This window comes from Sorangium sp. So ce394, assembly GCF_051474665.1.
Lineage (GTDB): Bacteria > Myxococcota_A > Polyangia > Polyangiales > Polyangiaceae > Sorangium > Sorangium cellulosum_D.
In genome coordinates, this window is record NZ_CP150339.1 from 4,429,135 (window position 1) to 4,443,501 (window position 14,367).

8 protein-coding genes are annotated in these 14,367 nt (G+C 73.6%); 4 read left to right on the top strand and 4 right to left on the bottom strand.

Annotated features, from left to right (window positions below; translation table 11 throughout):
• The first annotated feature begins 167 nt into the window (after positions 1-167).
• A complete protein-coding gene (locus WMF33_RS16435) occupies positions 168-1,478 on the top strand; it encodes an expansin EXLX1 family cellulose-binding protein (RefSeq protein ID WP_437338021.1) in 1,311 nt (436 codons plus the stop codon).
• 294 nt (positions 1,479-1,772) lie between these two features.
• Complete coding sequence (locus tag WMF33_RS16440) at positions 1,773-2,897, top strand: STAS domain-containing protein (RefSeq protein ID WP_437338022.1); 1,125 nt, start codon at positions 1,773-1,775, stop codon at positions 2,895-2,897.
• Here the strand turns inward: WMF33_RS16440 and WMF33_RS16445 are convergent, their stop codons facing one another.
• Positions 2,898-4,271 (bottom strand): hypothetical protein, encoded by a 1,374-nt coding sequence (locus WMF33_RS16445; protein WP_437338023.1) that lies wholly within the window; start codon positions 4,269-4,271, stop codon positions 2,898-2,900.
• 137 nt (positions 4,272-4,408) lie between these two features.
• Positions 4,409-5,539, bottom strand: coding sequence for a hypothetical protein (locus tag WMF33_RS16450; RefSeq protein WP_437338024.1), 1,131 nt, complete (start codon positions 5,537-5,539; stop codon positions 4,409-4,411).
• Between the two features lie 462 nt (positions 5,540-6,001).
• Between WMF33_RS16450 and WMF33_RS16455 the strand changes: the two genes are divergently transcribed.
• Positions 6,002-6,742, top strand: coding sequence for a hypothetical protein (locus WMF33_RS16455; RefSeq protein ID WP_437338025.1), 741 nt, complete (start codon positions 6,002-6,004; stop codon positions 6,740-6,742).
• A gap of 174 nt (positions 6,743-6,916) precedes the next feature.
• On the opposite strand, the gene WMF33_RS16460 is transcribed toward WMF33_RS16455, so the two are convergent.
• Both WMF33_RS16460 and WMF33_RS16465 read right to left on the bottom strand, forming a co-directional pair.
• Positions 6,917-8,314: a FecR domain-containing protein gene (locus tag WMF33_RS16460; protein WP_437338026.1), complete on the bottom strand. Its 1,398-nt coding sequence runs from the start codon at positions 8,312-8,314 to the stop codon at positions 6,917-6,919.
• The gene (locus WMF33_RS16465; protein WP_061623461.1) at positions 8,307-8,948 is read right to left on the bottom strand and encodes an RNA polymerase sigma factor; all 642 of its coding nucleotides are present in this window, start codon (positions 8,946-8,948) and stop codon (positions 8,307-8,309) included. The genes WMF33_RS16460 and WMF33_RS16465 overlap by 8 nt, the downstream gene beginning before the upstream one ends.
• Positions 8,949-9,210: 262 nt before the next feature.
• Here WMF33_RS16465 and WMF33_RS16470 point away from each other — a divergent pair, with 262 nt between their 5' ends.
• Positions 9,211-14,361: an AAA family ATPase gene (locus WMF33_RS16470; protein ID WP_437338027.1), complete on the top strand. Its 5,151-nt coding sequence runs from the start codon at positions 9,211-9,213 to the stop codon at positions 14,359-14,361.
• The last annotated feature ends 6 nt before the right edge of the window (positions 14,362-14,367 follow it).

Sequence of the window (14,367 nt, forward strand, 5' to 3'; positions counted from 1 at the left end):
AACAGGGGATTTCTCCGGTCGTGGGAGATCATTTCAGGGTGCTTGTTTATCAAAATGACGTTTCTGTGCGTTGGAGCGATGGCGAGCTCATGAATCTGCATTAAGGGAGGTGTTGCCGGTCGCGCCCTCTCGGCGCGCCCACGACGTGGAGACTTAGGATGCGATCTATGGCTTACCGAACCGCTGTTGCCTTCTCTCTCTCTGGCCTCTTCGCCGCCGCGTGCACCGCCGAGGTGCCCGGCGAGGAGGCCGCGGACGACCTCACCAGCGCCGTGGTGACGACCGACGGGCTCGGGGTCGCGGCGCTGACGAGATCGTCCGACTGGGGCAGCGGCTATTGCGCGAACGTGAACGTGGTGAACGAGGGGACCACGCCGGTGACGTCGTGGACCGTCGTCATCGATCTCAGGCAGTCGACCCTGAGCAACCTGTGGGAGGCCCAGTCCAGCCGGAGCGGCTCGCTCCTGACGGTGACCCCGGCTTCCGGTCGCGGGCAGATCCCGGTGGGGGGCGCGGCCAGCTTCGGGTTCTGCGCGACCGCGACCGGGAGCGACTACCAGCCGGTGATGGTGTCCATGACCCAGACCGGCGCGACCGGCTCCGGCGCGACGACGAGCTCCGGCGGCCCGACCGGCTCGGGGGTCACGACCGGCGCGGGCGGCTCGGGCGGGGCAGGGGGCAGCGGCGGGGGTGCGACGACCGGCGCCGGCGGCTCGGGCGGCGGGAGCGCCGTGACCGGCGGCGGCTCCGAGGGCGACGGGAGCGGCGGCACCTGCTCGATCCCGCTCCCGAGCTACGAGGACGGCCGTGGATCGGTGACGTGGTACACGCTCGGCCAGGGCTCGGGCGGCGCGGTGAACTGCAGCTTTCCGGTGCTCGGGAGCAACCCGGACAAGGTCGCGCACGTGGCGACCGGCGGAGGGCGGTATTTCGCGGCGCTGAACACGGCCGACTACGACACCGCGGCCGCGTGCGGGGCCTGCGTGGAGGTGAGCCGCGACGACGGGCGCAAGGTCGTGGCGACGGTCGTCGATCAATGTCCGACCGGCAGCAACCCGAAGTGCACGGCCGGGCACATCGATCTGAGCAAGGACGCCTTCCTGCAGATCGGGTCGGCCGAGGAAGGCTATCTCGGGACCGGCAACGGCGGGGCGAAGGGCAAGATCTCGTGGAAGTTCGTTTCATGCCCTGTCGAGGGGGACCTCTCCATCTCGCTGAAGGAGCAGAACAACTGGTGGAACGAGTTCCGGGTGCAGGGCCACCGCAACCCGATCGCCAGGGTCCAGGTCCAGCTCGACGGGGCGTGGAAGGAGGCCACGCGGCGGGACTACAACTACTGGCGTGTCGGCGACGGCAACATGAAGCCGGGGCCGTGGCGCGTGCGCGTGATCGACGTCTTCGACGAGGTGATCGAGACCACGGTCCAGGTCACCACGGCCGAGCAGACCGCGTCGGCCCAGTTCTCGACGTGCGAGTGAGCCCCAGCCCATCACCGCACCCGCTCCTCACATCCACGCTCCGGCGCGCGGCGCCCGCTGCCCCGCCGGAGCCGCCGTGATTCGCGCCCACCCCGGCGAGGGGATCCTCTCACCGCTGCTCCGGACTCACCCCCCGAGGAGGCCGTCACGGACGTGCGCTCCTGCATGAGCCGCGGATTGCCGTCTTGGCCGGAACGGGGCCTGTCGCGGCTCGCCCGTCGAGGGCGACGCGTGCCGGGCTGAGCCGGTACACTGCGTCAGGCGGGCGGGTGAGCTCGTGGATTCGGAGAATTTATGAGCACAAGCTCTCAGCTTCTGGACGCGAAGATCCGCGTCGACGTCGGGGGAATGCCGATCGAGTGGGACGTCGCGCGCGGGCAGTGCACCTGGGCCGGCGTCCCGTCGGTGTCCATGTTCGTGCCGAGCAGCGTGCTCGGGCTGATGTCGGGCTTCCAGCGGATGGCGGGGACCGAGCGCTTCAACCTCGCCGTGGAGAGCGGCGGTCGGCTCAGCGTCGATGACGACTGGACGTTCCTCTCCGGCTATCCGACGTTCGAGGAGGGCTTCAGGGCGCTCGGCATCGGGGCGGCGACCGCGGGCTGGGGCCTGTGGCAGGCGGTCTCCATCGACCGAGAGCGGAACGAGGCGCGCTTCCGCGTGGTGAACGGGTGGGAAGCGCTCTATCAGAAGGAGCTCGACGTCTGCTGGGGGAGCAGCATGATGGCGGGCAAGCTGGCTGGATATTGCACGAGGCTGTTCGGTCAGGAGTGCGAGGTCGAGCAAACGTCGTTCGCGGCGCGGGGCGATCCCCACGACGAGTTCACGGTGCGCCCCGCGACGACGACCCTGGAGGAGCGGCTGAACCGCCTGCTCGACGAGGAGCGGGCGACGAAGGCGGATCTGGCGATCGCGCTGCACAAGCTCAAACGCGAGGTCGAGGAGCGGGCCCGCATCGCCGAGGAGCTCCAGAAGACCGAGCAGGAGCTCCGCGAGAAGCTGTCGCTCATCGAGCGGCAGCAGCGCGAGCTGCGCGCGCTCGCCACGCCGATCATCCAGGTGTGGGACGGCGTGCTGACGCTCCCCTTGATCGGCACGCTCGACGGCGTGCGGGCCGGGGTGATCACGGAGGGGCTGCTCGACGCGATCGTCCGGACCGGCGCCCGCTATGCGATCCTCGACATGACCGGGGTCGACGGCATCGATGAGGCGACGGCCGACCACGTGATCCGGATCGTCCGCGCGGTCGAGCTGCTCGGCGCCAAGGGGGTGATCACCGGGGTGCGCCCCGCGGTGGCGGCGCTGATCACGTCGCTCGGCCTCGACATGGCCGCCGTGGCCACGCTGCGGAGCGTTCGCGAGGGGCTGCGGATGTGCCTTCGATCGCTGGCGGGCGCGCCCGCCGGCGGCGTCGGGAGGTAGTCAGCCGGCGCCGCCAGCGCCAGCTGCGCCGCCAGCGCCGCCTGTACCGCCGGCGCCGCCTGTACCGCCAGCGCCGCCCGTGCCAGCAGCGCCGCCCGTGCCGCCAGCGCCGCCCGTGCCAGCAGCGCCGCCCGTGCCAGCAGCGCCGCCTGTCTCACCAGCGCCGCCCGTGCCGCCGGCGCCGCCCGTGCCGCCGGCGCCGCCCGTGCCGCCGGCGCCGCCCGTGCCCGAATCGCCCCACGGGTATCTCTCATCGAGGCACAGCGGGCCGTCCGGCGTCTCGGTGCAGATCTCGCGTGCTTTCGTGCAATCCCTCTGGCCGCGCGGGCATTTCGTCGGTCCGAAGATGCAGAAGCCGTTGCGGTTCAGTCCCACGAACGCGCACGCGGCGTGCGGCATCAGGCACTCGTCATGGCTCGTGCACGCCTTCGTGCAGACGCCGACGTCGCCGATGCCGGGATCCTCCTCCAGCGCGTAGAGGCAGAGCCCGCTCTGCAGCCCTCCACAGTCCTCGTTCGCGATGTCCCCGCCGAGCGCGCACAGCCCGGAGCACACGCCGAGCCTCGGGCCGAACCCGACGCACCACCCCGCGCAGGGGTCCGTACCCTCGTCGCCGACCTCGCACGGTGAGCCCGCAGGCAGCCCCGTCGTCGGCTCGTCGACGCAGAGGTTGATCCGGGGGTCGCACACGCGGCCGGGACACTGGGTGTCCGAGCCGCAGCTCGGCATGCACACCGACACATCACCGATGGTGTCGCAGCGGAGATCCTCGCGGCCATGGCACTTCGCCGGATCGAGCTCGTCGACGATCGTGGCGAGCGGGGGAGCTCCCAGGGTGCATCCCAGAAGGCAGATGCCTTCAAGGCACGCGCTGCCCTCGCCCTCGCAATCGCCGTCTGCCGCGCACGACGTCGTGCAGTACCCGCCTGCCGGGCCTCCGCCGAAGAACCCATCACCCGATGCGGAGAGGCAGACGCCGCTCGGACCGCAGTCCGCGTCCACCTCGCACCGGGCGCCGAGCCTCCCGTCGCTGCCGCCATCGCCGTTGCCACCGCCGCCGTTGCCGCTGCCGCTACCGCCATCGCCGCTGCCGCCATCGCCGCTGCCGCCGTCGCCGCTGCCGCCGCGGCCGCCGTCGCCGCTGCTGCCATTGCCGCTGCCGCCGTCGCCGCTGCCGCCATTGCCGCTGCCGCTGCCGCCGCTGCCGCCGTCGGCGCCGGAGCCGCCCACGCCCGCGCTGGCGCTCCCCGAAACTGTGCTCGCGCTCGTCGAGCCCCCTCCCGCGCCGCCGTCGGTGTCGTCAGAGCAGCCGAGCAGCCCTGTCGAAAAGGCGAGCGTGGTGAGCAAAGTCGCCGAAATCGTTCGCAATTTCATCGATGTCTCCCGGGCCAGGAGGCCCTGCCCGCAGCGGGCGCGCCCTCGACCGACCTCGAGACAGTAACGGAATCGCGCTGCGCCAACAGCGACAAACGGCCGCGCGCCGCCGCCTGGCGCGCGGCCGTGATCTCGCGTCAAAGCCGCACGAGCAGCCCCAGAAACCCCGCGAACGTCGGCCTGCCCGCCGTGCCGAGCCGCTCGCCCCCCAGCGTCACGACGGCGCGAGGCTCGGCGAAGATCGCGTGCACGTCGAGCAGGAGCGCCGCGCGATCCGTGAGGCGCAGCCCGGCGCCCCCGCCGAGGCTCGCGGCGATCGACCAGACCTCGCCGGTGGCGCTCCGGAGCGGCGGCAGGGGATCGCCGGCGATGAACAGGTGGACCCCGCCGACGCCGGCCGAGAGCACGGGCGAGATCGCGGCGCCCGTCTCCGGCGCCCACACGGCCTCCAGCAGCGCCATCTCCTGCCGGACCGACACCGCGCCGAGCGCGCCCTCGAGCGCCGGCCCGATCGCCGGCCCCGCGAACGTCAGCCGCGCCGCGAGCCCCGCCGGCAGCGCGCCCCCGCCGGCCGCGCCGTACGACAGCCGCAGCGCCGGCCCGAGCGCCGGCCCGATGCCGCCCGCGCTGAGGAGCGCCGCGAGCCCGGCCTCCACGCCGAAGCCCGCGAGCATCCCGGGCCGCGCCGCCGCCGGCGCCAGATCGGCGCCGGCCTGCCGCCGCACCGGCGCCATCCACCGCTGCACGTCCTCGGGGACGGCGGCGCGCGCGCCGCCCGCCGCGCCCTCGGACGGCGCGCGCGACGAGAGCAGGCTCGCCTCCAGCAGGCTCGCCTGCAGCAGCTCCACGGCGCGCACGGCCATCACCGAGGGCGCCGCCGCGCCGGACACCTCCACCGTGCGCACGACCGTCTTCTGCGTCACCCGGTCGACGATCCAGAGGTCCGCCGTCGCGCCCGCCCGCGAGCGGAAGATCGCCGCGGCCGCGAACGCGCCCTCGTCCTGCGCTGCGCGCTCCAGCGCGGCGCGCGCGTCGCCCTCGCGCCCCCGCGGGACGCGCACCACCTCGAACCCCGCCGCGCCGAGCTCGGCCCGGAGCCGCGTGGCGGCCTCGTGGACCAGCGGGTCGTCCGCGTCGGCCTCGACGATCACGACCCGCGAGGCGGCCGCCGCGGCCTGCTGCGACGGCGCAGGCGGCGCCGCCGCGGCTCGCGCGGGGGCGAGCGCCGGGGCGAGCAGGAGCGAGGCCAGGAGGGTGAAGGAGCGCACACGCCAGGGCTTATCAGATCGCAGCCGGCACGCGGAGACGCATCACGGCTCCAAGCGACCCCGGACGAGGGGCGCACGCGCGCCGCGAGCCGCGGTCTCCGACGATTTCCAAGGAGAATCGCGCGCTCGGAGCGGCCCGACCTGCGCCCGCTACGTCCGTCCGAGGACGGATCGACGATGGCACGCTGCGGGCAGGGCAGGAGGCCAGGTACGCAGCGCTCCGCCTGCTCCCACGCTCCGCGATCACCGCACCGCCGTGCGCGCCCAGCGCGCCGCCGATGTCGCGGCCGGCGCCGGCGCGGTGGCCCTCCCGGACGCATCGGACCGCGAGCCTCCGAACGGCGGAAGCCGGGAGCCGAGGAGGTCTCGATGCCAGCGATGGGCGACCCACGCGCGGACTTGCACGCCCGATGAAAGCGTCGCACGCTCGACGCTGGGATGGCGCCCTCGCGGGAGCTCAACGTGGCGTCGCGTGACGGTCGGACGATCTTCGCGAGAGAATTCTTCGATCTCCAGCTCACGTTCGCAGAGACAGCCGCAGCGCTGTCCGGGATCCCTCTGGAGCTGGCCGTGCTCAAGTATACGAACCTGTATGTTCGGTTCGGTCTCGGACGCGACTTCGACAGCGAGCATGAGCTGTGGCGCGCCTACGTGGCTGGACTGAAGACCGCGGCGGACGCTCGTGAGTGGACCTATCGTTACTACCTGATGGACGCAGAGGCGAACACGTCGCCGGCTGTCCTCGCGACCGTTGGCTGCTTTTCATATGCCGTACTCGACAGCGACGTGGTCCGATTGCACTTCCGCAACGTCGACCCCGAAGGGTGCTCGCCGCTCTCGGCCGCGCGGTATGGACAGCGACGCGCCGAGCTGACGAAGCTATTTGCTCAGATCAAGTCTGAGTCTGCGCGGGAGCTCGTCGTCGCGGGAGTCTCGTGGCTGTACAACCTCAACGCCTACCGAAGGCTCTTCCCGCCCGACTATGCCGCATCGGCCCGCGCGGTCCACGGCCTCTATCGATCCATGCCGTTGTGGGGCCAGTTCCTGCATTACGGAGGCGGCGTGAAGACGGCGATGGCGCGAACATTTCTGGAGGCCATCGCCGAGCGTCGATCGATCGCTGGCCTGGGCGACTGCTTTCCGTTTCCCGTCCTGACCGTTGAGGCGCCGATTCAAAGTTTCTATGCGTTCTACGGCGTCTAGGGCGCCGATCGGCTTGAGACGCGCGAGGATGAGGAGATTGGAATCACAGAGGCACGGAGGGCACAGAGTAATTTCGTTGTTCCTCTGTGTCCTCTGCGCCTCTGTGCTTCATTTCTAGGCGTTTCGGGGCTGACCGCTGGCCGCCCCGGCGCCGCCGGCGTCACCTGCCGCGCGTCACGGCTCCACGAGATCGCGCGCCACGGGCGCGTGCGCGCCGCGCGGGTGGCGCTTCAGGTAGAGCTCCGCGACCGGCCGCGCCGCCGCCCGGCCGGCCGTGCGCTCGACGGCGACCATCTTGCGGCCGAGCGCCTCGGCGGCGAACGGTCCGCCCGGCGACTCGGCGAGGTACGCGTCGTACCAGGCCACCGCTGCCCCCGGCGAGCCGCCGTCGTCGACCATGCGCCCGAGCAGGAAGGCCGCCGCCTTCCCGTGGCTCGTCCCGGGGAACCGCTTGCGCGTCGCCGTCAGCGCGCGCTGCGCGACGTCGCCGCGGCGCGCGTACCGCGCTGCGTCCGCCAGCGCGACGAGGTCGTCGAGCGAGCCGTGCTCGAGCACGCCGCCGAGGCCGCGCTGCTCGGCCTCGGCCAGGACCGACCGGAAATCCCCCGCCGCCACGCGCTTCGCCCAGCTCGGCGCCGCCGCCGCGCCGTCCGGCGCCGCCGTCGAACCGCCCGGCGGAGGGCCCGCGGGCGCCCCCTCAGCCCGCGAGCCCCCCGGCCGTGCGGCCCCGGCGTCGCCGTCGACGTCGCCGGGCCCGGTATTCTTCTCTCCTCCGGGCGGCGCCGCGCCCGCGGGCGACGGCGCCCGCTCCGCCGGCCCCGCCGCGCTGCCCACCGCGCCGGCCGCGTCGAGGCTCGAGATCTGCACGTCGCCCTCGCGCATCCGCGCCACGAGCCGCTGCCCGGCGCGGAGCGGCAGCCCTTCGGGCGCGAGCGGGCCGCGCACCGTCACGCTCCCCTCGCGCAGATCGACGCGCAGGGTGCCGTCGGCGCGCGTCCACGACACGTCGAACGCCGTGCCGGTCACCAGCACCGCGAACGGCCCCGCCTCGACCGACCAGCGCGCCTTCGGCCGCGGCGTCACGCGCAGCGACGCCCGGCCGTCCTCGAGCAGCATGCGCGCCCCGGCCGCGTCGACCTCCGCCACGCGCAGCGCGCTGCCCGGCGCGAGCGCGACGGTGGTGCCGTCCGTGAAGCGGAGCCGGGCCTCCTCGACCGCCGCGGCGATGTAGCCGCCCGCGGCGCCGGGCGCGCCCTCGACCGCGTAGTCGAGCCGCCGCGCCGGCCAGAGCGCGACGAGCGCGACCGCGAGCGCCGCCGCGCCGGCGAGCGCCAGGCCCCACCGCGCGCGCCCCGCGTGCGCGGGCGAGAGCCCGAGGAAGCGGAGCCACGTGTCGATGCGGCTCAGGGCAGCGACCCAGCCCAGGACGCCGCCGCGCCGCTGGGCGGCCCCGCGGCTCACCGCCTCCACGAAGCGGGCGCGCTCGGCGGCGTCGTGCGCCGCGTCGACGTCGGCGGGGATGCCCTCCCGCGCGAGGTCGGCGAGCCGGCTCAACTTCTCCGCTTCATTCATCATGCTCTCCTCCGCAGGCAAGGAGGCTCCCGGGCTGATCGAGCGCTTGCGGGGCCTTCGTGAGGTAGGCCGAGAGCGCGGGATCGCGCTGCGCGGCGGTGAGGATCCGGTGGGACGCGCGGGCGAGGTGGCGCTTCGTCGTGGCCAGCGAGCACCCGAGCGCGGCGGCGATCTCGGTGAGCTCGAGCCCCTCGATGAACCGCAGGACGAAGAGCGTCCGCGAGCGGTCGTCCACCTGGTCGAGGATGCCGTAGAGCCGCGCGAGCGCCGCGCGCCCCTGCGGATCCTGCTGCGCGCTGCCGACGTCCGGGAGCTCGCCCGAGGGCGACAGCTGGAGCCAGCGCCGCAGGCGCCGGCGCCGCAGCTCGGCGCGCGCGACGCGCACCGCGATGCCGACGATGAAGCTCGAGAGCAGCGACGGATCGCGCAGGTCCTTCGCCACGCGGAAGAAGCGCAGGAACGTGTCCTGCACGTGGTCGTCGACCTCGTCGCCCGGGCCGAGGGTGCGCTTCAGGATCCGGCGCACGAGCGGCGCGAACCGCTGCCACACGATCGGCGCGGCGCCCGGGTGCCCCTGCGCGGCGGCGCGCGCCAGCGCCACGTCGTCGGTCGCGGACAGCGGTAACGCCTGCACGCTCCCCCTTTGCGTGGAGGGCGCGACCGCTGTCAATGGCGGCACGGTCGACCGACGGCTTCGGATCACGTCCAGCAGTGTTCTCCGGAGGTCCGCCGCGGCTCAAGATTCGGCACACCCGCGCGCCGGAGGAGCTCGAGCCAAGGAACGAGGAGGAACATCGATTGGATCTGCGCGGAATCACTGATCTTGGCCGCGGCGGCCCCCGACGCGCCGTCGAACGCCGTCTCGGGAGTCTCCGCATCAGTTGTAACCTGCACACATGACGACACTCGGCGCAGTTCATGCTACCGCATCAGCGAGCCCGCTGCAGGGCTACGCCGCGGACGCCGTCCTCCACGAGGGGCGGATGATCATCGTGCGCCGCGCGCGCCGCGCGTCGGACGGGCAGCCCGTCGTGCTGAAGGGACCGAGCGCCGGGCGGGCGTCGCCGCGGGCGATCGCGAGGCTCCGCCACGAGCAGGTGATCACGCGCGAGATCGCGCACCCGGGCGTCCTCCGTATCCTCGACGTCGAGGAGAGCGACGGGGGGCCCGTGCTCGTCCTGGAGGACTTCGGCGGCGCGTCGCTCGACATCGTCCTGCGGAGCGACAGGCTCAGCCTGGCGACGACCCTGCGGATCGGCATCCACGTCGCGGACGCCCTCGCGTCGCTGCACCACGCGGGCGTCATTCACAAGGACGTCAAGCCGCACAACATCCTCGTCCGCCTCGATCCGCTGGTGGTCAAGCTCTCCGACTTCGGGATCGCAACGCGCCTGTCGCAGGAGGCGCCGCGGGCCGAGAGCCCGGACGCCGCGGAGGGGACCCTGGCATACATGTCGCCCGAGCAGACGGGCTGGATGAACCGCAGCCTCGACTGCCGGACGGACCTCTACTCCCTCGGCGCCACCCTCTACGAGATGCTCACGGGCGCTCCCCCGTTCACGGCGCCGAGCGCCATGGAGCTCGTTCACTGCCACCTGGCCAGGACGCCGACGCCGCCGCACGCCGCGTCGGCCGAGATCCCGCGCGTCGTCTCCGATCTCGTCATGAAGCTCCTCTCCAAGGCCGCCGAGGATCGGTATCCGTGCGCCGAGGCGCTGCGCGCCGATCTCGAGGAGTGCCTCCGGCGGTACGAGGCCGACGGCCGCGTCGATCCCTTTCCGCTCGGCGAGCGCGACGCGGGCGGCCGGCTCTGGCTGCCGGAGAAGCTCTACGGGCGCGAGGCCGAGACGCAGGCGGTCGTGGCCGCGTGCGAGCGCGCGGCGGCCGGCGCCGTCGAGCTCTTCCTCATCTCCGGCCACGCCGGCGTCGGCAAGTCCGCCCTCGTCCGCGAGGTCTACAAGGTGCTCGCGCAGCGGCCCGGGTACTTCGTGTCGGGGAAGTTCGGCCAGCTCAAGCAGCGCACCCCCTACGCGGCCATCGCGCAGGCGTTCGGCGAGCTGTGCGAGCGCATGCTGTCGGAGGGCGAGGAGCCCGTGGCGCGCTGGAAGGCCAGGTTGAGCGCCGCGCTCGGCGCGATCGGGCAGGTCGTCGTCGACGTGATCCCCGAGCTCGAGCGCGTCGTCGGACCCCAGCCCGCCGTGCAGCCGCTCGGGCCGACCGAGTCGAAGAACCGCTTCAGCCTCGCGTTCCAGACCTTCGTCCGCGCCGTCGCGGAGGAGCACCTCCTCGTGCTCTTCATCGACGACCTCCAGTGGGCCGACCCGGCCTCGCTGAGGCTCCTCGAGCTCCTGATGACCGATCCCGACGGCCGCGGGGTGCTCGTGATCGGCGCCTACCGCGACCAGGAGGTCGACGACGCCCACCCGCTGGCGAGGCTCGTCCGCGACCTGCGGGCGGCGAACGCGCCCGCGTCCGATGTGTGGCTCGGGCCGCTCGAGATCGAGGACATCCGCCGGCTCCTCGCCGACGCCCTGCGCTGCCGCCTCGAGGACACGGACGCCTTCGCGGCGCTGATCCTGGAGAGGACCGCGGGCAACCCGTTCTTCATCCACCAGCTCCTGCACGCGCTCGCCGGCGAGGGGATCGTGCGCTTCGATCCGGCCGCGGGGGCGTGGGCGTGGAGCCTCGAGCGCGCCCGGAGCGCGGAGGGCGCGGAGGGCGTCGTCGAGCTGATGTCCGCGAAGATCCGGCGGCTCGCGCCCGGCGCGCAGCGCGCCCTCCGGCTCGCCGCCTGCGTCGGCCACCGCTTCGACCTCAGGACGCTCGCGCTCGTCGCCGAGCAGCCCCCGGGCGAGGTGGCCGCGGCGCTCTGGGACGCCCTGCGGGAGGGCCTCGTCGTGCCTCTCGATCCCGAGTACCGCTTCGTCCACGCCGGCGACGCGGCGGTCGCGGGCAGGCTGCTCGAGGACCCCTCGTTCCGCGTCTCGTACCGGTTCCTGCACGATCGCGTCCAGCAGGCGGCGTACGCGCTCATCGACGAGCCGGAGCGCAAGCGGCTGCACCACCGCATCGGCCGGCTGCTCGCGGCGAGCCTCGGCGAGCACCCGAGCGACGAGGAGCTGTTCGTCGTCGTCGGCCACCTGAACGTCGCGGCGGCCCTGATCGAGGGCGCGGCGGAGCGCGGCGAGCTCGTGCGGCTCAACCTGGCCGCGGGGCGGCGCGCGCAGGCGGCGACCGCGTACGACGCCGCGTTCGGCTACCTCAGCGCCGCGGTGTCCGCGCTCGGCCCGGACCCATGGGCCGGCGAGCCGGGCCTCGCCTTCGACGCCTTCGACGTCTTCAACATCCACGCCGCGAAGGCCGAGTGCGCGCACCTGAGCGGCCGCTTCGACGAGGCGGAGGCGCTCTTCGACGCCCTCCTCGAGCGCGCCGCCTCGGACGTGGAGCGCGCGCGGGTCTACTGCATGCGGATGGTCCTCTACAACGCGCAGCACCGCTGGGCGGACACGCTCGCGGTGGCGCTCCAGGGCCTGCGCCTCTTCGGCGTGGAGGTGCCCACCGAGGGCGAGGCGCTCGCCGCCGCGCTCCGCGCGGAGCTCGCCGAGGCCGAGCGCGGCTTCGCCGCCCGGCGGGGCGAGGACGTCGGCGCGGACCCGGAGCTCGCCGATCCGCGCGTCAGGGTCGTGGTGGAGATGCTCGGCTACGGCTCGCCGTCGGCGTATTTCCTCAACCCGCCGCTGGCCCAGCTCCTCGCCGTCAGGATGGCGAACCTGTCGCTCCGGCACGGGAGCTCGCCGATGGCCAGCGTGGCGTACGTGTACCACGGCTTCTACCTGGCCGCGTTCTGGGGCCAGCCGCACGAGGGCTACAGGATCGTGCGGATGGGCGTCGCCCTGAACGACAGGTACCGGGTCGATGCCATCAGGGCGAAGCTCGACTTCAACTACGGGGTCGTCATGAACCTCTCGAGGCCGCAGCGCGAGGCGCTCGAGGTCCTCCAGCGGGCGCGGGTCGCCGGGATGGAGACCGGCGACTTCATGTTCGCGTCGGCGTCCTCCAACATCGTCGCCCAGATGAAGCTCAGCCTGGAAGGCGAGCTCCGGCGCGTGCGCGAGGACGTCGGCGGGTTCCTGCGCTTCACCTCCCGCACGAAGGACGCGCTGTCGACGGCGGTCCAGACCGTCGCGCGACAGGTGATCCAGAACCTCGAGGGGCGCACGCTGGACCGCGGCACGCTGAGCGACGCCGGCTTCGACGAGGACGCCCTCGTGCCGAAGCTCGAGGGGGTGGGCTTCGCGATCGTCGCCGGCTTCTACTACACGAACAAGCTCGCGCTCGCGTACCTCTACGGCGATCACGAGGGCGCGCTCCGGATGGCGCGCCGCGCGCAGGAGCGGGCCCGCGCCCTGACGGGCCAGTACATCGGCATCGTCGATCTGCCGCTCTACACCTGCCTCACCCTCCTGGCGCTCGGCCCTCGGGCGAGCGGGGAGGAGGGCGGCGCGCTGGCCGAGATGCTCGCGTCGAACCACGACAAGCTCGCCGTCCTCGCGCGGAATTGCCCCGAGCTCCGGCACCTGGAGCTGCTCGTCCGGGCGGAGCGCGCGCGCGTCGCCGGGGAGGCGCTGGAGCCGATCCTCGAGCTCTACCAGCAGGCGAGCCACGCCGCGGAGCAGGCGGGGTACGTGCGCTACCGCGCGCTCGTCAGCGAGCTCTGCGGCAGGTTCCTCGCCTCGAGGCGCATGCCGTGGCTCGCGCGGTCGTGCCTCGTCGAGGCCTACCAGGCCTACGCGCGCTGGGGCGCCACGGCCAAGCTGCGGCAGATGGAGGAGGCCTACGTCGAGCTGATCCCCCGCGCGGCGGCGGGCCAGCCCGCGTCCGCGGACCTCCTGTCGAACCTGACCTCGGTCGCCGTGTCGACCACGGAGATGGTCGCGCGGCGCGTGGCGCTGCTCGACGCGGCGGCGCTCATCCGCGCCGCGCAGGCGGTGGCGCGCGAGATCGACCTCGGCCGCGTCATGACGCGGCTGCTCCGGCTCGCCGTCGAGAGCGTCGGCGCCCAGCGGGGCGCGCTGATCCTGGGCCACGAGGGCGGGCCGCGCGTGGAGGCCGTCGTCGAGGACGCGGGCGAGGTGCGCGTCGGGCCGTCCACGCCCGTGCGCGAGAGCGGCGCCGCGGCCGCCCGGGTGATCGAGCTCGCGATGAGCACCGGGGGCGCCGTCGTCGTGGCGGACGCCGCGCAGGACGCGCGGCTCGATGGCGATCCCTACGTCGCGGCGCGCAAGCCGCGATCGGTGCTCGCGCTGCCCATGGTGAGCCAGGGCGAGCTCTCGGGGGTCCTCTATCTGGAGAACAACGCCGCGCCCGACGTGTTCTCGCCCGCCCGCCTCGACGTGCTCGAGCTCGTCGCCGCGCAGGCCGCCATCGCCGTGAACAACGCGCTGCTCTACGCGCGCGTCCAGGCGGCGAGCGACGAGCTCCGCCGCGCCAACGACGCGCTCGAGGCGGCCGTCGCCGCCCGCACCGCGGAGCTCTCGTCGGCGATGGCGCGGCTCGAGGAGGAGCTCGCCGAGCGGGCGCGCGCCGAGCAGGAGCGCGCCGGCCTGCAGGAGGACCTCATCCGCGTGCAGCGCGAGCGGCTCGCGGAGCTGTCGACGCCGCTCATCCCGATCACCGATCGCGTCATGGTGATGCCGCTCATCGGGACGATGGACGCGCAGCGCGCGGACGAGGCGCTCGCCGCGGCGCTCCGCGGCGTGTCGGAGACGGGGGCCCGGGTCGTCATCCTGGACATCACGGGCGTGCGGGGCGTGGACAGCAGCGTCGCGGCCACGCTCCTGCGCGCCGCCGCCGCGCTGCGCCTGCTCGGCGCCGAGGCGGTGATCACCGGCATCGGCCCCCGCGTGTCGCAGACGCTCGTCGGCCTCGACATCGACCTCGGCGGGACCGTCGTCCAGGGGACGCTCCAGCGCGGGATCGCCTACGCCATCCGGAGGACCGGCGAGGCGCCGCGGCTCGGGCGCCGCTCGTCCGGCGGCCGCCGCTGAGCGCGG